23 protein-coding genes are annotated in these 18,344 nt (G+C 40.7%); 11 read left to right on the forward strand and 12 right to left on the reverse strand.

Annotated features, from left to right (window positions below):
* The 4 genes from WA010_RS07735 to thiS all read left to right on the forward strand — a co-directional run.
* The coding region (locus WA010_RS07735; RefSeq protein ID WP_422556554.1) for an aminotransferase class III-fold pyridoxal phosphate-dependent enzyme at positions 1-961 on the forward strand (961 nt) is incomplete at its 5' end.
* An 8-nt stretch (positions 962-969) separates the two neighbouring features.
* Entirely contained in the window at positions 970-1,959 is a 990-nt protein-coding gene (locus WA010_RS07740; protein ID WP_422556555.1) for an SAM-dependent methyltransferase, read from the forward strand.
* 3 nt (positions 1,960-1,962) lie between these two features.
* Positions 1,963-2,472: an ankyrin repeat domain-containing protein gene (locus tag WA010_RS07745; RefSeq protein ID WP_422556556.1), complete on the forward strand. Its 510-nt coding sequence runs from the start codon at positions 1,963-1,965 to the stop codon at positions 2,470-2,472.
* Positions 2,473-2,480: 8 nt separating this feature from the next.
* Positions 2,481-2,681, forward strand: coding sequence for a sulfur carrier protein ThiS (gene thiS / locus WA010_RS07750; RefSeq protein WP_422556557.1), 201 nt, complete (start codon positions 2,481-2,483; stop codon positions 2,679-2,681).
* Between the two features lie 21 nt (positions 2,682-2,702).
* Here the strand turns inward: thiS and WA010_RS07755 are convergent, their stop codons facing one another.
* The 4 genes from WA010_RS07755 to fliL all read right to left on the reverse strand — a co-directional run bounded on the left by WA010_RS07755 (position 2,703) and on the right by fliL (position 4,996).
* A complete protein-coding gene (locus WA010_RS07755) occupies positions 2,703-3,458 on the reverse strand; it encodes a hypothetical protein (protein ID WP_422556558.1) in 756 nt (251 codons plus the stop codon).
* Positions 3,459-3,753: 295 nt separating this feature from the next.
* Positions 3,754-4,053, reverse strand: coding sequence for a hypothetical protein (locus WA010_RS07760; protein ID WP_422556559.1), 300 nt, complete (start codon positions 4,051-4,053; stop codon positions 3,754-3,756).
* 17 nt (positions 4,054-4,070) lie between these two features.
* The gene (gene acpS / locus WA010_RS07765) at positions 4,071-4,421 is read right to left on the reverse strand and encodes a holo-ACP synthase (protein ID WP_422556560.1); all 351 of its coding nucleotides are present in this window, start codon (positions 4,419-4,421) and stop codon (positions 4,071-4,073) included.
* Positions 4,418-4,996, reverse strand: a complete 579-nt coding sequence (gene fliL, locus WA010_RS07770) for a flagellar basal body-associated protein FliL (protein ID WP_422556561.1) — start codon at positions 4,994-4,996, stop codon at positions 4,418-4,420. Before fliL ends, acpS begins: the two co-directional genes overlap by 4 nt.
* A gap of 100 nt (positions 4,997-5,096) precedes the next feature.
* On the opposite strand from fliL, the gene WA010_RS07775 reads away from it, so the two are divergent.
* Positions 5,097-5,891 carry an MlaE family ABC transporter permease gene (locus tag WA010_RS07775; RefSeq protein ID WP_422556562.1) on the forward strand — a complete coding sequence of 265 codons (795 nt, stop codon included), beginning with the start codon at positions 5,097-5,099 and terminating at the stop codon, positions 5,889-5,891.
* A 4-nt stretch (positions 5,892-5,895) separates the two neighbouring features.
* Here the strand turns inward: WA010_RS07775 and WA010_RS07780 are convergent, their stop codons facing one another.
* From WA010_RS07780 to WA010_RS07800, 5 genes are read right to left on the reverse strand one after another with little or no spacing between them, the layout of a single operon-like run.
* The gene (locus tag WA010_RS07780) at positions 5,896-6,576 is read right to left on the reverse strand and encodes a carbonic anhydrase (protein ID WP_422556563.1); all 681 of its coding nucleotides are present in this window, start codon (positions 6,574-6,576) and stop codon (positions 5,896-5,898) included.
* Positions 6,567-6,839: a hypothetical protein gene (locus WA010_RS07785; RefSeq protein ID WP_422556564.1), complete on the reverse strand. Its 273-nt coding sequence runs from the start codon at positions 6,837-6,839 to the stop codon at positions 6,567-6,569. The genes WA010_RS07780 and WA010_RS07785 overlap by 10 nt, the downstream gene beginning before the upstream one ends.
* A gap of 48 nt (positions 6,840-6,887) precedes the next feature.
* Positions 6,888-8,240 carry a DNA repair protein RadA gene (radA, locus tag WA010_RS07790; RefSeq protein ID WP_422556565.1) on the reverse strand — a complete coding sequence of 451 codons (1,353 nt, stop codon included), beginning with the start codon at positions 8,238-8,240 and terminating at the stop codon, positions 6,888-6,890.
* Between the two features lie 9 nt (positions 8,241-8,249).
* Positions 8,250-8,564, reverse strand: coding sequence for a type II toxin-antitoxin system PemK/MazF family toxin (locus tag WA010_RS07795; RefSeq protein ID WP_422556566.1), 315 nt, complete (start codon positions 8,562-8,564; stop codon positions 8,250-8,252).
* Entirely contained in the window at positions 8,561-8,809 is a 249-nt protein-coding gene (locus tag WA010_RS07800) for an AbrB/MazE/SpoVT family DNA-binding domain-containing protein (protein WP_422556567.1), read from the reverse strand. The genes WA010_RS07795 and WA010_RS07800 overlap by 4 nt, the downstream gene beginning before the upstream one ends.
* A 226-nt stretch (positions 8,810-9,035) precedes the next feature.
* Between WA010_RS07800 and WA010_RS07805 the strand changes: the two genes are divergently transcribed.
* The gene (locus WA010_RS07805) at positions 9,036-9,338 is read left to right on the forward strand and encodes a DUF1778 domain-containing protein (protein ID WP_422556568.1); all 303 of its coding nucleotides are present in this window, start codon (positions 9,036-9,038) and stop codon (positions 9,336-9,338) included.
* Positions 9,328-9,864 (forward strand): GNAT family N-acetyltransferase, encoded by a 537-nt coding sequence (locus WA010_RS07810; RefSeq protein WP_422556569.1) that lies wholly within the window; start codon positions 9,328-9,330, stop codon positions 9,862-9,864. The genes WA010_RS07805 and WA010_RS07810 overlap by 11 nt, the downstream gene beginning before the upstream one ends.
* Positions 9,865-9,955: 91 nt before the next feature.
* Here the strand turns inward: WA010_RS07810 and ftsY are convergent, their stop codons facing one another.
* Together ftsY and WA010_RS07820 are read right to left on the reverse strand one after the other, a co-directional pair.
* On the reverse strand, positions 9,956-10,843 hold the full coding sequence (ftsY, locus tag WA010_RS07815; RefSeq protein WP_422556570.1) for a signal recognition particle-docking protein FtsY: 888 nt from the start codon (positions 10,841-10,843) through the stop codon (positions 9,956-9,958).
* Positions 10,844-10,845: 2 nt separating this feature from the next.
* Positions 10,846-11,397, reverse strand: a complete 552-nt coding sequence (locus tag WA010_RS07820; RefSeq protein WP_422556571.1) for a TlpA family protein disulfide reductase — start codon at positions 11,395-11,397, stop codon at positions 10,846-10,848.
* 58 nt (positions 11,398-11,455) lie between these two features.
* Between WA010_RS07820 and WA010_RS07825 the strand changes: the two genes are divergently transcribed.
* From WA010_RS07825 to WA010_RS07835, 3 genes are all read left to right on the forward strand, one after another.
* Positions 11,456-12,100 (forward strand): 5-formyltetrahydrofolate cyclo-ligase, encoded by a 645-nt coding sequence (locus WA010_RS07825; RefSeq protein ID WP_422556572.1) that lies wholly within the window; start codon positions 11,456-11,458, stop codon positions 12,098-12,100.
* Complete coding sequence (rny, locus tag WA010_RS07830; RefSeq protein ID WP_422556573.1) at positions 12,006-13,574, forward strand: ribonuclease Y; 1,569 nt, start codon at positions 12,006-12,008, stop codon at positions 13,572-13,574. Before WA010_RS07825 ends, rny begins: the two co-directional genes overlap by 95 nt.
* Before the next feature lie 109 nt (positions 13,575-13,683).
* Complete coding sequence (locus WA010_RS07835) at positions 13,684-14,133, forward strand: CZB domain-containing protein (protein WP_422556574.1); 450 nt, start codon at positions 13,684-13,686, stop codon at positions 14,131-14,133.
* Between the two features lie 66 nt (positions 14,134-14,199).
* Here WA010_RS07835 and WA010_RS07840 read toward each other — a convergent pair whose 3' ends face one another.
* Positions 14,200-15,093: a cation diffusion facilitator family transporter gene (locus WA010_RS07840; protein ID WP_422556575.1), complete on the reverse strand. Its 894-nt coding sequence runs from the start codon at positions 15,091-15,093 to the stop codon at positions 14,200-14,202.
* 79 nt (positions 15,094-15,172) lie between these two features.
* On the opposite strand from WA010_RS07840, the gene WA010_RS07845 reads away from it, so the two are divergent.
* Positions 15,173-18,253 (forward strand): Eco57I restriction-modification methylase domain-containing protein, encoded by a 3,081-nt coding sequence (locus WA010_RS07845; RefSeq protein ID WP_422556576.1) that lies wholly within the window; start codon positions 15,173-15,175, stop codon positions 18,251-18,253.
* Positions 18,254-18,344: the final 91 nt, after the last annotated feature.

An 18,344-nucleotide genomic window follows, 5' to 3' on the forward strand; every position in this document is an offset into this window, starting at 1 on the left:
CTACTATATAGAGCCACAAGCCGAGTGTGCGCGTCGTATTGTTGAACTCAGCGGATATGACATGAAATGCTTTTTTGGAAATAGCGGTGCTGAAGCGAACGAAGGAGCGATCAAGATTGCTCGTAAATACGGAGAAGTTTTAGGTCAACCTAAGCGCTATAAAATTATTACTCTCGATCACTCCTTTCACGGTCGTACCATTACAGCACTTAAAGCGACAGGGCAAGAATTGATGCACAATTATTTTGGACCATTTCCTGATGGATTTGTGTATGCTAAAAATATCGATCAGATTGAATCTTTAATCGATGATCACACGGTTGCGGTGATGATCGAACTGGTACAAGGCGAGGGGGGAGTTCAGCCTCAGGATCGTGCTAAGGTTCAGGCATTAGCCGCAATGCTCAAATCGCGTGATATTTTGCTGATGGTGGATGAAGTACAGACGGGAATTTACCGCACGGGTGAGTTTCTGGCATCTAACCTTTATGGGATCGAACCCGATGTGATTACGTTGGCAAAAGGTCTGGGGGGCGGTGTTCCCATCGGTGTCGTTATGACAAGTAAAAAAGATATTTTCGCACCCGGGGATCACGGTTCGACCTTCGGAGGGAACTACCTCTCAACGGCGGCGGCAAATGAGGTGCTTGACATCCTATCAGAGATCAAAGAGAGCGGTGAGTTGGATGAGCATCTTATCTACTTTGAAACCTCATTGGCTACCTTTGCAAAAGCTCATCCGGCAATCTTTTTGGAGCACGTTGGGCTTGGGATGATGCGCGGGCTTCGTGTGTGTGATGCCGATACGCTGGGCAAGATCATCAATGCCGCGCGTGATGCGGGGGTAATCGTTCTCAAAGCGGGGCGTAATACACTCCGTTTCCTTCCGCCGCTCACGATTACGAAAGCCGATATTGATGAGGGGTTTGCACGTCTTGAAAAAGCGGTTGCGACGCTCTAAGGAAGTACGTGCAATTTAGTCAGTACATGAACGATTGGCTCTACGGTGAGTCAGGATATTATGCTTCGTATCGTCCGATCGGAAAGAGCGGGGACTTTTACACGGCGGTGAGCACCTCGAAGTTTTTTGGCGGCTCTATTGCAAACCATATCATTAAACGGCTCGATGAGGGATTTTTACGACCTGATTCGCTGATTTGTGAGATCGGTGCCCATCACGGCTATCTGTTGGCTGATATTATCGAGTTTCTCCATACCCTCCGTCCACAATTATTACAAACCCTCAGATTCGGGATTGTAGAGCGGTTTGAGAACCTGAGAACGGCACAACAAAACTATTTTGACGAGTCGTTCGGGAATGCAGTTACTCTAGAACATTACAGGGACCTAGACGAGTTAAACGAGCAATCGACCTTTTTTATCGCAAATGAGATTTTTGACGCATTTGGATGTGAACTTTTTTACAAAGGGAAAATTGCCCGAGTAGAGAATCATGAGATTGTTTTTGATATTGATGATCCTAAAATCGATGCATTGGCTGAAAAATATAAGCAAGATCGAGGGGAAATCGCCCTAGGATACGAATCGTTTGCCGAGGCAATGAGCCGCGCATCAAAGCGTTTTGAATTTATGACATTTGATTATGGTGAGTTGAGTGCGCGGAGCGATTTTTCGATCCGTGTCTATCAAGAACATCAGACGTTTCCCCTTTTTGATGAGGCACTGGTGCGCGCCGAGGCTTTCGGTAAAAGCGATATTACCTATGATGTGAACTTTACCCATGTTAAAGAGGCGTATGAGGCACAAGGGATCAAATATGCGCAGTACGCGACACAACTGGTCGCATTGGTGGAGATGGGGATACTTGATCTGTTGGCGATGCTCAAAGAACATGCGGGTGATGAGATTTATACCCAAGAGCTGGAAAAAGTGAAAATTTTGATTACCCCCTCGTTGATGGGGGAACGATTCAAGATGATACGCTTTGTCCAAGGATAAAAGATGAGATATCTTATCGTGCTTATGATCGCTTTCTCTTTGTACGCCGGAGCTTTGCATGAGGCTGTTTATGAAGCGGATATGAAAAAAGTTGAAGCTATTATTATCTCAGGTGTAAACATAGATGATGCTAATCAAGCGGGTCTAAGTGCACTTCATGTCGCTATAAAGCTCGATGATACAACAATGGCGAAGTATTTACTCAAACACGGAGCCGATATCAATTTTCAAGATTTAAATGGAAACACACCGTTGATCTTAGCAATCAAAAAGAAGAACTTGGAGCTGACAACATTTGTCGTGTTAGAGGGGGCTGATGTTAATCTCGCCAATAACGATGGCGTTACCCCGTTGCATCAAGCGGCATTTAGCGGTAATGAAAAAGTGGTCGATTTTTTACTCAAAGCTAAGGCAAACCCAAATGTAAAAAATAACGATGGAGCAACACCATACGATTTTGCGATAGCGAAGAAATTTTTAACTATTGCCCAACTTATTAAAATGTCGATGTAGGAGTAACGATGCAGATCAAAGTAAATGGTGAAATGAGAGAGTTATCAGAGGGATCGAGTATGCTCGATCTTATTTGTTCTTTGGGAGTAGAGGAGCGTGTTATGGCATCGGCTCTGAATATGGAGATTGTGAAAAAAGATGCGTGGAAGAGTACCGTTTTAAAAGAGGGTGATACGATTGAATTGCTTGATTTTGTCGGGGGAGGGTGAAAAACATCCCGCTCAACCTCTTTACTTTTTCATATTAGCGGGTAGCTCACTTGTAACGATAAACTGACCATTTTTGTTTGGGCTGAATTCGACGAAGAAAGGTTTTTTATTATCTACAGTAATTGAGAATTTCAAATGTGGTTTATGTGCTTTATCGTATGAAAGTGCAGAAAAATTAATTTCTACAGTGTTGTTTTCGTACTTATTTGATTGTTCTGAATCTATTTTGAGATAACCGTACGGCGAGGGATTTTCATCATCTAAAGCACGATTATTTTCAGTTTCTATCAGGACGATTTTTTCATATTTCTCTTTTAAAGATGGGTTCTGAGGTATTTTTAATAGAAAAACTTGGGTACTTTCTATACTGTTTCGCATTGCTCCTTGATTCACAACGAAATAGTGATGGTGTTTAAAGGAAAACTCTTTTTTGATCGTCGTCACAAAATCGTAAGGGGCAATATTCATTTCATGTTCTTGTTCATCATCCCAAGTATTGTTTTTAATATTATAAATATGAAACCCTCCATCAAAAAACCGATCATGAGGATAAAAATTTCCCAAAACAAAGAAATATTTATTGTTAACAGCAATACAATGAGAATCATCTTTATGTGTATTAATTTCTGAAAATATCTCATCTATTTCATTATATAAACTGGCTAATGGTTTAAAATCAGGATGTTTAGCAATCTTTGAACACGGAACAATTCGAGAAGTGTATTCGGAAGCTACGAGAGAAACACTTAGAATAAAAAAAAGTAAAAGTTTTTTCATATCATCTCCAAGTCAAATAAAATGATAAAAAATAGAGGGGGGCAAGGGGTGAAACCCCTTGGCATTACTGCTAATGCAGTAACGGCGCAAAAATGCACATAAGTAGCATTGCAGTGACTATCTTATCCATAAAGACCCCCTATGATACGTTCTTTGGAGGGCAAAAAAAAAGGTCGAGGGTAATTACTCCCTCGACCTTAATCGTACCGCTCCATCGAGCGTATCATAAATTAGTCACTGCGAAAAGAATTATATCACAAAAAATAAATAAAAACGTAAATAAGTTGGAAGTGCTTTACCCCTCTAGCATATCAACGAGTTTTTGATATTTCGTTTTTAAAACGAGATACTCTTTATTCAAATCTTCATACGCTTTTTTGTAATCGATTTCAAACTCTTCACTAGCGGTACTATTGAGATCGTTTTTAGGCTGAGCCGATGACGGGTTCATCACAATATACGTTACCTCTTTGCCATTCTCTTCTTTTACTACGGTAGGTAATTCGCCGCTCATTGTTTTTTTAATAACGCTAAAAATACTGATATGGTGTTTCGCCGCATATTTTTGGATACTTATAAGTTCTGGGGATTGCATAGTGTTAACCTCGATAGTTATGATTTTTGGAGTGCTACAACGGCAATAGCGTAATCTCCGTCGTGGGTGATTGAAACGCTGAGACTTTGAATACTAAACATCTCTTTAACTCGTGTGGAGAGATCGATAACGGGTGCACCTTTGGGTGTTTTACTGAGAATGATATCATGAAAACCGCATTCGCTACCGATACCGCATCCGAGTGCTTTGGAACACGCCTCTTTTGCCGCCCAAAAGCCTGCTGCACTGCGATGGTTTTTGATTAAAAGGATTTCATTTTCGGATAAAAATTTTTGAAGTCCCCGATCGCCGAACCGCTCGATTAGACGTTTCATGCGGTCAGTTTTGATGAGGTCGATGCCGATCATTGCACCACGAAATCAGTGAAGTAGACATTTTTAACTTTGCCGTCTTTGAGACGAGTATTAAGTTCACTAACGATTTGTTCTTTGAGTTTCTCTTTACCTTTGATTGTAGAGATCTCTTCAAGTGATTTTGAACTCAAAATACGGATGATGATATCACGGAATACCGGTTTTTTGGTATCAAGTTCCGGTGAAAGCTCTTCACCTTCGAGTTCGAGGTTCATTTCAACTTTGAGGTAGCGGCGACCGCTCTCACTGAGGAGATTAACAGTGAAAATATCAAGTGGATACATGAGTCCCACTTCCGTCGATGCTCCGCCGTCATGACCCTCATCTGCATGTTCTTCATTAGCAGCATCTGCCTTGACTTCATGAGCATCGGCTGCAGTTTCTGTTTTTGCTCCATGCCCAGCATCTGCTTCAGCATCATTATTCCCTAGCATAAGGGTTGCAACAACTCCTCCTATGATTAAAACCAATACCAATACGACAATAATAATGATTAACAGTAAATTACTTTTTTTCTTTTCTCCACCCTCGGAAGCTTGTTCTTGGTGTTCTTTCTCTTTATCGGCCATCCGTTGCTCCTTTGAAAATATTTAATGCTTATTGTAGCGAGAAACTTTTGAATTTTGGTTTGATTTAGCTAAACTTACTCTCAGAAAATAAGGGAATAATATGGTAGAGAAGCTTTTAGGTTATATTGGTCGCCCGTTTGTCCATTCTTATGATACCGTTGAACGGTTCGGTTTATTTATCTTATTTCAAATAAAACTTTTTAAACTTTATCCTCTTGCCTTTAAACGGTATAAAATTGTTTTAACACAGATCGAAGTTATTGGCTTGGGATGTATGGGTGTTGTAACACTAACAGGGTTATTTACAGGAATGGTAGAAGCAATTCAGCTTTACAGCGGTTTTCATCAATTTGGGGTAGAAAATTTTATCGGTTATACAATCTTTTTATCTATTACCAAGGAATTAGGACCTGTTTTTGCCTCCTTAATGCTTATTTCTCGTTCCATCAGTGCGATGGCAGCGGAGCTTGGAACGATGCGAGTGAGTGAACAAATCGATGCAATTGATATTTTGGGAGTCAATTCTAAAGAGTATTTAATTACGCCTCGAATCATTGCAACGGTGATTTCATTGCCGTTATTGGTTATATGGTTTGATTTTATCGCTATAGGATCAGCTTATATTATTTCAACCGGTGTTTTAGGCATTAATCCAATTGCGTATCAAGAGACACTTATGAGGCTCGGCGAATTTGATGATATTATGACCGGTATTATTAAAGCTGCAGTTTTTGGATTTATTGTCAGTTCGATCGGAAGCTATATCGGTTATCACACGAGCGGAGGAGCCCGAGGAGTCGGACAATCGACAATCTATGCCGTTGTCTATTCTGCCGTAGCAATTTTTGTAGCCAACTATTTTCTATCGGCGTTGTTTTTATATTTGGATTGGTAGGAAGTTAATCCCCTAATTCACTTAATGGACGAAATTGGTAGATATCCGGATCGTAATACTCGATCCCTCCCGTCTCGATATCATAGTACCATCCGTGGATAAAGAGTTTATCTTCATCTACAAGCTTTTTTACGTAAGGATAAGTGAGGAGATTTTCGATTTGAGTGACAATTGATAAGTGTTCTGTTGCACGGAGAAGATCCTCTTTTTTAGCTTCTTCCCCAAGTGCAAGAAGTGCCATTTTTTTAGCTTTTTCCCCAAGAGTTAGCCATTTAGCCGTATGAATCATCGAGGTATCGCATGTTGTTTTATAAAGTGCTTCGATTGCACCGCAGTGTGAATGTCCGCAAATAATAATCTCTGATACTTCTAACACACCTACGGCGTATTCAATCCCTGCAGCAGTCGAGTGAAAATCTTCATCCGGTTTGTATGGTGCTACAAAGTTACCGACATTACGGATAACGAACAAATCCCCTGGATTGGATTGGATGATGAGATCGGGGATAACACGTGAATCAGAACAGCCTATGAATAAGGCACGCGGGTTTTGTCCCTCTTTGACGAGGTTTAACAGTTGCGCTTCGTGTTTTTTAAAATAGGTTTGCTGAAACGTTTCATTACCGTCGGCAAACTCTTTGAGTCTTTGAGCGCTTAAATCAGATGCGCTGGCACTTAGTGACACTGCTCAATTCCTAATTGTTTGATGATCGCTTCAAAAACGTTTCCACCTTCACGGTCGCAATCATCATGATATTCTATGGTTATCATCCGTTTTCCGCCTGTGACATCACCGCCATAGATATTAGGGGTGATAGAACACAATGGAGTGCACGTGCTAATTGCCTCTTCAATCATCTGATGTTCTGCTTCGGTTGAATAAGCAAGGGAAAGTTTAGAATAGCGCTCTTCAGATTTGTGATCGGCTATAATGGAACACATCGGCATGAATGGACTCCTAAATAAAATGTATGTCCAATTATACGCAAAAGAAGGTTAAAACCACTCCAATAATTTGCTTACTTCATCAATTTCATAACATTTGATTGCTGTTTTCTCAATCGGTTTTTTAGGAATCAGTGCTTTGGTAATCTGTTGAGATGTAGCCTCTTTGAGCCGTTGATCAAGTTGATACACTTCACGTATATCGCCGACGAGGGAAACTTCACCGATAAATACCGTTTCTTTGGAGATAGCACGGTTTCGAAAACTGCTGATGATGGCGGCGAGAATCGCCAAATCGGCGGAGGTTTCAGTGATCTTGATTCCTCCGGTGATATTGATAAAGACATCATAGCTATTGAGCGGGATTTCGAGTTTTCGCTCTAACAATGCGAGAAGCATATTGAGGCGGTTGTTCTCAAACCCCGTTGCCTGACGTTTCGGATTTGGGGCGTGAGTATCGCTTACCAGTGCTTGTACTTCGAGAACGATAGGGCGAGTCCCCTCCATGATAACGGTGAGAGCGGAACCGCTTTGGGATTTGGTGCGGTTAAAAAAGCGCGATGAGAGGTCTTTTGCCGAAACCAGACCGTCGTGACGCATCTCGAACACTCCGATTTCGCTTGTTGGTCCGAAACGGTTTTTAAACCCTCTTAAAATTCGGAGTTCATGTCCGCTGTCCCCCTCGAAATAGAGGACAACATCGACCATGTGTTCCAAGACACGAGGGCCTGCGATGGAACCCTCTTTAGTGATATGTCCGATGATGAAGATGGCGATACGACGCTCTTTGGCGATACGCATCAGATCAAAGGTGATCTGTCGTACCTGTGTCACTGATCCCGGTGCGGAAGCGATGGTTTCGGAATAGAGGGTTTGGATCGAGTCGATGATAATGCACTCATAAGAGCGCTCATGCAGTTCGGAGAGTACCTGTTCCAGCCGTATCTCGGCGAGGAGATAGAGGTTATCGACATTGGCTCCCAGACGGTTGGCTCGGAGTTTGATCTGCCCTTCGCTCTCTTCCCCTGATACATAGAGGACATTGCGGTTCTGTTTCGCGAGGTTGGAACCGATTTTCAGAAGGAGGGTCGATTTTCCTACCCCAGGGCTACCTCCGATAAGGACAAGAGAACCGGGGACGACTCCGCCACCTAGAACCATATCCAGCTCTGCATCATCACTGCTGAAGCGTTCGGTATGCTCCTCGACGATCTGGGTGATCTCTTTGGCTTTGCTTCCTGCAGAGGGGGAAGAGGTAGAGGTGAGTTTGATCACCTCCTGCTGTTGTTCGCTCAATTCAACAAAACAATCCCATCCGCCGCAGTTAGTACATTTGCCTATCCATTTTGGGGTGGTGAACCCGCAGTGTTGACATTCGAAGAGGATATTTTTTTTCTTTGCCATGCTATCCCTTTAATCTACCAGCATCTCTTTGAGTGCGGTTTTAAGTTGAGTAATTGACGATGTCGGGATTGTTCCCAAAGTCTTAATGACACGGCTTTTATCGATACATCGTATCTGATCGAGTGCAATTGAAGATTTTTCATCAATAATGATACGTGAGGGGTAATGCTTCAGGGTTGAAGTCATGGGTGCAATCAGCAGAGTTCGGATGGATTGGTTCATTTCATCGGGGGAGATGATGACACAGGGACGTGTTTTTTGAATCTCACTACCAATAGTAGGATCAAGATTGACGAGAACGATAGAATACTGCGTGTAACTCACGCTGTCCACTCGTCGAAATCTAAATCCAAACCATCATCAATCAGTAAAGCATCGTCGCCTGATGCAGCCATCTCTTTAAATGCTTCTGCCCATCCCTCACGCGGTTTTCTTTGGATGGGTTTTAGGAGTAGCCCTTGAGCCGTGACTTCAAATTCGAGAGGTGCATTTTCGAGATGAGCTTGTTTGATGATCGCTTTTGGGATGCGAACCCCTTGTGAGTTGCCGATTTTTATAAGCATAGTCATGGTCTCCTCCTCTATGATTGTCTGATGTAACTATAAAGTAATTACTTGGAATAAGTAATAATAACATAGCAATAGTAAATTTAAAACGTGATTTCATTAAGACTCCTTGGTTTTTTCTACCTTTAATATGTTTTTTTAACGATTTTCTTGCAAGTGAAATTTGTATAATCGAAAATCTTCTTAAATATGTTATAATGTCCGTACATGATCCGTATGGGAGTTAACAATGCAAGCACTCTCTTTTTACAATGGGATGTTAGATAATACTAAAGATGCAAGGTTTGAAGCGAAGCTAAATTCAAAGCTTAAAGATTTCATTCAACTAGCCGCTGGATTACAAGGATGTGATCTTACTGCATTTGTACTTTCGGCGGCAGCAGAAAAAGCAAGAGCAGTAGTCGCCGAAGCAGAGATGATTGCTCTGAACGAGAAAGATCACAAGGCATTCATGGAAATTTTGATGAATCCTCCGAAAGCCACTCCACAATTGAAAGAATTGATGGCGATGGAAAGTTTGAATGAGCGTTAATACAATCGTATTAGAACGCTTCGATATTACAAAAAGCTACAATGGGATCAAAAAATTCGATTGTGGCCATGAGATGATCAATCGCTTTGCAATAAGCTCTCTGAAACAAAATGTCAAAAATAATATGTGTCAAGCGTATGTATTGCTCGATACGTCATTAAATGACAAGTTTATCGGTTACTACAATATCATGGCTTTTTCAATCGCCAAAGAAGCGTTTAACACTGCTCTAAGCGGTTCAACAAAGCAGATACCGGTTTTACGGTTGGTAATGCTTGGTGTAGATCTCGCATATGCGGGACAAGGACTTGGCAGCAAGCTTTTAAAACATAGCCTCGAATTGACTCACAGACTCGCAGCACAAACTGGTATTGCTGGTCTTTATTTGGATGCTGAGGATGGCAAGCATGATTTTTATCGGAATAGGGGATTTGTGGGGATTCAAGAACCTGACCCAGTAACAAATATTCTTCCTATGTTTATCAGTGTTGATACGATAAAAGAAGCAAGTGAAGGCATTGTGTAGTCAAGAGATTCCCCGCCGCCTTTTCTAATAAAGCGTGTTGCGTTGCTTGTAAAGGGGTCATAGCTTTTACTGCATGAAGCGCATACAAAGTCTACTTGTTGTATTCTTCCCCAAAAATCGCATCCAAAATACCATCCACAAATTCATATTTATCAAACGGTATCAAATGCTCCGGCTGTTCGCCGACACCGATGTAGAGGATTGGGAGCGATAGTGCATAGGCGATAGAAAATACCGATCCCCCTTTTGCCGTACCGTCGAGTTTGGTGATGATGATTCCGTCCACTCCTACCATTTCATTAAACGCTTTGGCTTGGGCAATCGCCGAAGAGCCCTGCGTTCCATCGAGGATGAGGATTTTACGATGCGGTGCACCGCTATGGGCTTTATCGCAGATACGGACGATCTTTTTGAGTTCATTGCCGAGGTTCGTCTGGGTATGGAGACGTCCTGCGGTATCGATGATAACTTGCTCAAATCCGCGTGCTTTTGCTGATTCGATGGTGTCGTAGGCTACAGCACTTGGATCGTGACCCTGACGCGATGAGATGATAGGGACATCCAGTTTATCGGCCCAACGGGTAAGCTGTTCGATCGCAGCGGCACGGAAGGTATCTCCCGCTCCGAGGATAACTCTCTCACCGTTATTTAGATGGTGTTGTGCCAGTTTGGCGATAGTGGTGGTTTTACCCGCTCCGTTAACACCGATGATGAGGCTAACCGTTGGTTTATCGGGATTGTCTGGAAGGGTGTTTTGCGCATAACTGAGGGTTGCAAGGAGTTTGGAACGGAGATGCTCGCGGGTAATATTATCCTGATAGAGTTCTCGGAGGATGATTTCGACAAGGTCGTATTCAACATCGGCTTCGAGGAGGATACTCTCTAAATCGTCCTTACTGATGGTCGCCTTTTTTTCAGGGATAATCGCACTGATCGCCTCGACCGTTTTTTGAAGCCCTTTTTTGATGAATGAAAACATACTTATTTCCCTAATGCCGTAGCGATATCATGATCGATGATCTCTTCTTGAGTTGCTCCGGCATAATGGGTGACATATTCCCCATTTTTATATAAAACCATCAAAGGGATTGGAAATTGCTGACCGACACCGATAGTCGATGCGATTGATCGGGCAAGTGCTTGATTATCGGCTTTGTTACTGATCAAGTACTCACCTCCTTTGAATTTTTCACGAAACGCTTCGAGTTCGGCGTTGCTTTTATCATCTTCAATGGTGATACCCATAATGATGAGATCATCTCCATATTTTTTTTGTAAGTTTCCGAGATGTTTTACTTCGGCTTGGCACGGGGGACACCATGTTGCAAAAATATCAAATAAAACCACTTTGTCTTCACCTGCATCGAGGGTAAAATTGGTTCCTTGTTTTTCGACGGTGTAATTTTTGCCTTGGGTGTCCATAAGGGTAAAGTTTGCGGTTGAAACCATCGCTTCATCGGCAGATTCTTCCCCACACCCCTGAAAGAGGAGGGAAATGGAGAGTAAAGGGATTAAGAGTGTTGAAAAACGCATCAATGTTGACCTTTAATAAGATAAAATTAGAGAGATTATAACGAAGCAAAGGTAAAAAGTGTCCAAAAGCGATTTTAGAGCCGATTGTTTGAAACGACTGAAGGGTCTTAGCCGCACTACAAAATACTCTCGTGATAAAAAAGTAAGTGTTCTTCTCGAAGCCGTGATTAAAGAACTTCACCCCAAAAGTATTCTTATGTACTGGCCGATGGGGTTTGAAGTCGATATTCGAAAAAGTATTATAAAATTACGCCCGAAAAAAAAGCTATTTTTGCCATTTATGGATGGCGTCAGTTTCAAAATGGTACCATTGAGATACCCGTTGGAACGTAAAGCTTTTGGGATTTATGAGCCTCCGGATTCGTACAGAAAATATAATTTAATAGATGTAGCTATTGTCCCTGTAGTTGGGGTAGACGGGTCATTGCGCCGAGTAGGTTTCGGTAAAGGGATGTATGATCGATTTTTTTCGACTTTAAAAACGAAACCATTTACGATTTTTATCCAGCCTAGTGTGTGTCAAACGATGCAAAATGTATGTGATGATTATGATGTGCAAGGAGACCTGCTCATTACCCCTCATGGGATACAATATATGAGGAATAACAATGTTAAACGAACTACTTGTTGGGGGCGGAGTTGCTCTTGTCAGCGGGTTCGTCGGATTTCTAATTTCAAAAAAGATTACCGCAGCCCATTTTGATCTTTATTTGGAGCAGGCAAAAGCAAAAGCAAAAGCAATTGAAAATGAAGCACAATTGACATTAGAACGTGCTTCTCTTCGTTCCATAGAGATTGAAAAAGAGGCACAAAAACGTTACGATTTGATATCAGAACAGGTCAAAAAAGATTTTGCTCATCGTGAAGAAAAGATAATGCGTGATGAACGTGAATTTGAATCTCTTCGTGAAGTAAAAGAAGAAAAAATGACTTTAGATCGATCGAATCTTGAAAATAGACGACGTAATATCGAACGGAATGAACGGGCTTTAGAGAAATTAAAAGAAGACTACCGCCTAAAAAGTGAACAATTGATGGTGATTGTGGAAGCGCGTGCAGGGTTAAGTGCACTAGAAGCTAAGACGATTCTTTTGGAGCAAGTTCGGGAACGTGAACGCTTAGAATTAGCCAAGGCAATGCGTTACTTGGAAGAGCAGTCTAAAGAACAGCTTAGAGGACGAGCTAACTATATTTTGGCGCAAGCCACATCTCGATTTGCCGGAGAATATGCGGCTGAACGGCTGATCAGTGTGATCCATCTCGATGATGATGAACTCAAAGGGCGAATTATCGGTAAAGAGGGACGCAATATCAAAACGCTCGAAATGGTAAGCGGAGTCGATATTATTATTGACGAGACGCCGAATGCGATTATTGTGAGTTCATTTAATCTTTATCGACGTGCTATTGCTACGAAAACGATTGAACTTTTAGTTCAAGATGGTCGAATTCAACCCGCGCGAATTGAAGAGGTATATCAAAAAGTATGTGATGAATTTGATGAAGCGATGACAAGAGAAGGGGAAGAAATTGCGATAGATTTGGGTTTACAAGGGATTCATCCTGAGCTGCTTAAATTGATTGGACGGTTAAAATACCGTTCTAGCTATGGGCAAAATGCTTTGGCTCATACACTCGAAGTTGCCCATTTAGCTGGAATTATGACTGCTGAAATGGGAGGAGATGTAAAACTTGCCCGACGTGCAGGATTATTGCATGATATCGGGAAAGCTTTGACCCAAGAAGGGGGTGGAAACCATGTCGATATTGGTGTTGAGCTATGTCGCCGTTACAACGAAGACCCAGTAGTCATCAATGCGATTTATGCTCATCATGGTCATGAAGAGATCAAAAGTATCGAATGTGCGGCAGTATGTGCTGCCGATACCCTCTCCGCAGCACGTCCGGGTGCTCGACGTGAAGTATTGGAGAGCTTTTTACGCCGTGTAAGTGAGATCGAAGAGATCGCAACTCAAAAAGCGGGGGTTAAACAAGCCTACGCGATCAATGCAGGGCGTGAAGTACGGGTTATTGTGAGTGCACAGAGTGTTAATGATGATGAGACCGTATTGATTGCCCGAGAGATTGCCGATGAGATTTCTCAAAAAGTGCAGTTTCCGGGTGAAATTAAAGTCAGTGTTATTCGTGAGAACCGAGTTGTCGAATATGCGCGATAAAGTTGATTTGTCTTCTAAACTTTATAAAATAATGTTATACTATTGTGATATTATCGCGATATGATTATCCATTAGAATTATAAAATATCCAAAGTAAAGGAAAATTGTTATGAATAAAGAAGAAACTCTTACTCATCTTCGGAATGCTAAAAAAGCTCATATTACATGGGTACATCGTGCACATGCTTTAATAGAAGGGCTTCCGATAGAAAAAGAACAAATTCCGGTTAGTTGCACTGACTGTAAGTTTGGTCAATGGTTTTATGGAGAGGGACAAAGACTCAACATGATGCCCAGTATGGATTGTTTAAAAGAGATTGAAACACTTCATTTTGAATTACATGATATCTATATGAAAATTTTTAAAATCTATTTTACGGATGAAGATCGCTCTTTTTTCTCTAAATTTTTTGGAACACGCAAGAAAATCTCTCCTTTGCAACAAAATGTTGCCAAAGAATATTATGTTCAATTAAAAGATATTTCTGAGAAACTAGTAAATACAATTGAGAGATTAGAACGGAGACTTTTTGCTTTGCAAGAAGGTGCATTTGTTTAAATAAATCAATAACAGCGATAATTTTCTTCTATGATTATCTTCAATGTTTTCGTGTAAAGTTACGTTTTAATGCTCTTTCTCTATATGATTTTCTTCCGAATCATCATAGGGATCAAGATGAATGAGTGCGTATACAGTATTTTCAGGGAAAAGATTTTTGAGGGATAGTTCAATTTTATCCCCTACCATATGAGCATCGTAGAGTGATGTGGAGATACTAAAGACAACATGAACACTGAGATAGATATCACTTCCTGAACGTCTAGTACGTAAATCATGATGACCGCTGATATCGATTTGGGTATTCAGTAGTTTGTTGATTTTACCAACACTCTCCGGATCAAGTGCAGCATCTAAAAGCATTAATATTCCCTCTTTGATCAGTGGATAGGCAGAATAAATCATATATACGCTGATTCCGATTCCTAATAACGGATCGATAAAGGTGTATTCGGTAAACGTAATAACAACAAGAGAGATCAATACGGCACCGTTGGTTAGTAGATCGGTTTTATAATGGAGTGCATCGGCGCGGATCACCATATTACCGGTTTTTCCAGCTACATAGTTTAAGAAAAGTACGAGACTGGCAGTAATAACCAGCGATGCCACCATAACACCCATGGAGAGATCGAGATGCTCTATTACACTCCCTTGAACCATTTTGGAGATTGCCGTATAGAGGATAAAAAGGGCGGATAGACTGATAATCGTCCCCTCGATCACAGCGGCAAGAGGCTCAAGTTTTCGACGACCGAAGTTGAAATGCTCATCGGGTTCTTTATCGGAGTTATGAAGAGCAAAATAGTTAAAGAGCGATACGACCATATCAAGGAGTGAATCGATGGCAGAGGCTAGGACAGCTACCGAACCGCTGATAATGCCGACAGTGAGTTTAAAGGCTACCAATAAAAAGGCAATAACGGTAGATATTAGGGTGGCTTTTTGTTCAATACGCATGGGGGTATTTTAGCCTAATATCGCTAAAACTTTTTTGGTTTTGCTATAATAGCCCCACTTTAACAGTGAGGCACAAAATTTGTCTATTTTTCAAAAATCCGTACTCAATTCCATCAAACAAGATGAAAGTCTTGTCGCTCTTCGCTGGGCGGCATTTCAAAATTATATTGCTAAAATAGACGCAATCCGTGGGTTCAAAGAAGAAGTTTACCAAGACGGCTTTTTCAAAGACATTTTTGAGTCCTGTTTAGGCTACACTCTCAAAACCACCAATCCCGCTGATTATAACTTAGAACGCGAAAAGAAAAACGAAACCGACGGCAAAAAAGCTGACGGCGTTATCTATGTAAACGGTGAGATTATCGGGGTGGTCGAGCTAAAAGATCAAAAGACCAAAAACCTCGATGCGGTAGAGTCTCAGGCGTTCAACTATCACGCCTCTCATTCTAACTCCAAATACATCATCATCTCTAACTTCGACGAATTGCGCTTTTACATCGACAAAAAAACGGCGTATGAAAAATTTAACCTCTTTAGCCTCACCTATGAGGATTTTAAAACGCTTCATCTCCTCATTAGTTTCGAGAGCATCCAAGAGAATACTCCCTTAAAACTCAAAGAAAAATCAACTAATTTCGAGCAGAGCATTTCTAAAGAGCTGTACCGTGATTTCAGCCAGTTCCGCACCCATCTCTTTGAGAATATCGTTAAAAATAACTACTCTCCCGTCATACCCGCGCAGGCGGGTATCCAGCTAGATTCCCGTCTTCACGGGAATGACGAAAGCTTAGATAAACAAACCCTCCTGCGTCTCACCCAAAAACTCTGCGACCGTATTATCTTTATCCTCTTTGCCGAAGATAGAGGATTGCTCCGCGCCAACACGATCAAAGAGATACGAGACGAGTTCCACGCCCAAAAATTTAGCTCTTATTCCCTCTATGACATCTATAAATTCTACTTTCAGGCGATCAACGAGGGAAATAGCAAGCTGAACATCCCCAAATACAATGGCGGACTATTTGCCACCGATGCGCTTTTAGACTCACTCATCATCGATGACACCTATCTCGATATGGAAGCGCAAAAGCTCTCTGATTTCGATTTCGTGAGTGAAATATCGGTAAACATTCTCGGACATATCTTCGAGCAATCCCTAACCGATTTGGAGGAGATGAACGCCTCGATAAATGATGAAGCATTTGATAAGAAAAAATCCAAACGGAAAAAAGACGGTGTGTTCTACACCCCCGAATACATCACCCGCTACATCGTCGAAAACACTCTCGGTAAATTGTGCAGTGATAAAAAAGCAGAGTTGAAAATTGAAGCCGAAACAGTGGTTGTCAATCCTCGTAAATTGACAAAAGCAGAACAAAACTACAAAGAAATATTATTAAATTACAGAGAATGGCTAACCCATCTCAAAATCCTCGACCCTGCGTGCGGAAGCGGTGCATTTCTCAATCAAGCGTTAGAATTTCTTATCCGTGAACATACGCTCATACGAGATTTACTGTTGCCGTATGAGGATTTGATGATCGGATACGAAGTCGAAAAAAGCATCCTCGAACACAATCTCTACGGTGTGGATATAAACGAGGATGCGGTGGAAATTGCACGGCTATCTTTATGGCTACGGACAGCGCATAAAGGTCGAGAGCTTATCAATCTAGGGACTAAAATCAAATGTGGAAATAGTCTTATATCAGATCGTAGCATTGCTGAAAATGCTTTTGTATGGGAAGAGGAGTTTCCCGAAGTTTTTGCACAAGGTGGTTTCGATGTTGTTATCGGGAATCCTCCATATGTATTCGCTCGCGAGAATATGAATCAAATTGAGAAAGATTACTATGTCAAAAATTATAAATCAGCTAATTATCAAATAAATACATATCTTTTGTTCATGGAAAAAGCTGTTGAATTAATTCGATCGAATGCTTATTATGGCTTGATTATTCCCAATGCTTGGCTAATGGTCTATTCAGGACAAGGATTAAGACAATATATTTTGGATAATTGTAAGTTACACCAAATCATCAATTTAGCAGGGTATTCTTTTGAGAATGTCAACGTAGAAACAATCATATTGATTGCTGAAAAAGAAAAAACAACTGATAATGAATTTGATGTACTTTTGAGCAATGATGCAGAATTTATTATTTCTCATCAAAAAAATCAATATGATTTTTTCAAAAACGATGGATGTGAATTTAGAGTATTTTCAGACGATGATAGTTCACTATTAATAGAAAAATTACAGAGCAATTCTGTTGTTCTCAATTCCCTTGTTCAAATAAAAGCAGGCTTGAAAGCTTATGAAAAAGGAAAAGGAACTCCTCAACAAACTGCCGATGACGTTAAAAATCGTCCTTATGATTACAGTTATAAATTTGATGATAATACATTCAAATATCTCGATGGAAAAGATGTAGGACGGTATTTTCTTTCTTGGGATGGTTTGTATTTAAGATATGGTGAGCATTTGGCTGCTCCTCGAACATTAAATTTATTTGATGGTAAAAAAATTATTATACGAGAGATTACGGGCAAATACCCACGTAGTGTGATAGCTACTTATAACGAAGAAATGTATTTGTTTAATATGAGCAATATTGCTATCATAGAAAAAGATGATAAACAAATATCTCTGAAATACATTTTGTCCGTTTTGAATAGTTCTTTAATGTCGTATTATTTTATGAAAAATACTGCAAAATCAGTTCGCCAAATGTTTCCAAAGCTTATTTTAAATGATTTACGACAATTTCCATTTAAAGAGATAAATTTACAAGATCAACAGCCATTTATCGAAAAATCTGATTTAATACTTGATCTCAGCAAACAACTTCAAACTGCAAAACAAAATTTCCTCAATGAACTCAAGCTCGAAAAAACACCTCAAAAACTCCAAAAATTTGAAGAATTAGAGTTTGATGATTTTGTCAAAGAGTACACCAAAGCCAAAAAACTCAAATTTGCCGACAAACTCGAAGAACGAAATTTCAAAAACGACTGGTCGGCACTTTTCGAGAATGATAAAAAAGCGGTTTCGGAACTAAAAGAACAAATTGCCAAAACGGATAAAGAGATCGATGCGATGGTATATGCGCTGTATGGGTTGAGTGAGGATGAGATTGCGATTGTGGAGGGGTCTTAATGGAAAAAAACATTCTCCTAAAAGTTGAAGATTTAGATGTTAGTGGTCAATTAAAATATAAAAGTGATAACAAATCTGAGCTATTTTTAAC

This window comes from Sulfuricurvum sp. (assembly GCF_049305995.1).
GTDB lineage: Bacteria > Campylobacterota > Campylobacteria > Campylobacterales > Sulfurimonadaceae > Sulfuricurvum.

Bases quoted from the DNA above. Each gene is read 5' to 3' on its own strand.
- WA010_RS07745 (WP_422556556.1), top strand. From the start codon at position 1,963: ATGAGATATCTTATCGTGCTTATGATCGCTTTCTCTTTGTACGCCGGA.
- thiS (WP_422556557.1), top strand. From the start codon at position 2,481: ATGCAGATCAAAGTAAATGGTGAAATGAGAGAGTTATCAGAGGGATCG.
- WA010_RS07755 (WP_422556558.1), bottom strand. From the start codon at position 3,458: ATGAAAAAACTTTTACTTTTTTTTATTCTAAGTGTTTCTCTCGTAGCT.
- WA010_RS07760 (WP_422556559.1), bottom strand. From the start codon at position 4,053: ATGCAATCCCCAGAACTTATAAGTATCCAAAAATATGCGGCGAAACAC.
- acpS (WP_422556560.1), bottom strand. From the start codon at position 4,421: ATGATCGGCATCGACCTCATCAAAACTGACCGCATGAAACGTCTAATC.
- fliL (WP_422556561.1), bottom strand. From the start codon at position 4,996: ATGGCCGATAAAGAGAAAGAACACCAAGAACAAGCTTCCGAGGGTGGA.
- WA010_RS07775 (WP_422556562.1), top strand. From the start codon at position 5,097: ATGGTAGAGAAGCTTTTAGGTTATATTGGTCGCCCGTTTGTCCATTCT.
- WA010_RS07785 (WP_422556564.1), bottom strand. From the start codon at position 6,839: ATGCCGATGTGTTCCATTATAGCCGATCACAAATCTGAAGAGCGCTAT.
- radA (WP_422556565.1), bottom strand. From the start codon at position 8,240: ATGGCAAAGAAAAAAAATATCCTCTTCGAATGTCAACACTGCGGGTTC.
- WA010_RS07800 (WP_422556567.1), bottom strand. From the start codon at position 8,809: ATGACTATGCTTATAAAAATCGGCAACTCACAAGGGGTTCGCATCCCA.
- WA010_RS07805 (WP_422556568.1), top strand. From the start codon at position 9,036: ATGCAAGCACTCTCTTTTTACAATGGGATGTTAGATAATACTAAAGAT.
- WA010_RS07810 (WP_422556569.1), top strand. From the start codon at position 9,328: ATGAGCGTTAATACAATCGTATTAGAACGCTTCGATATTACAAAAAGC.
- ftsY (WP_422556570.1), bottom strand. From the start codon at position 10,843: ATGTTTTCATTCATCAAAAAAGGGCTTCAAAAAACGGTCGAGGCGATC.
- WA010_RS07820 (WP_422556571.1), bottom strand. From the start codon at position 11,397: ATGCGTTTTTCAACACTCTTAATCCCTTTACTCTCCATTTCCCTCCTC.
- rny (WP_422556573.1), top strand. From the start codon at position 12,006: ATGTTAAACGAACTACTTGTTGGGGGCGGAGTTGCTCTTGTCAGCGGG.
- WA010_RS07835 (WP_422556574.1), top strand. From the start codon at position 13,684: ATGAATAAAGAAGAAACTCTTACTCATCTTCGGAATGCTAAAAAAGCT.
- WA010_RS07840 (WP_422556575.1), bottom strand. From the start codon at position 15,093: ATGCGTATTGAACAAAAAGCCACCCTAATATCTACCGTTATTGCCTTT.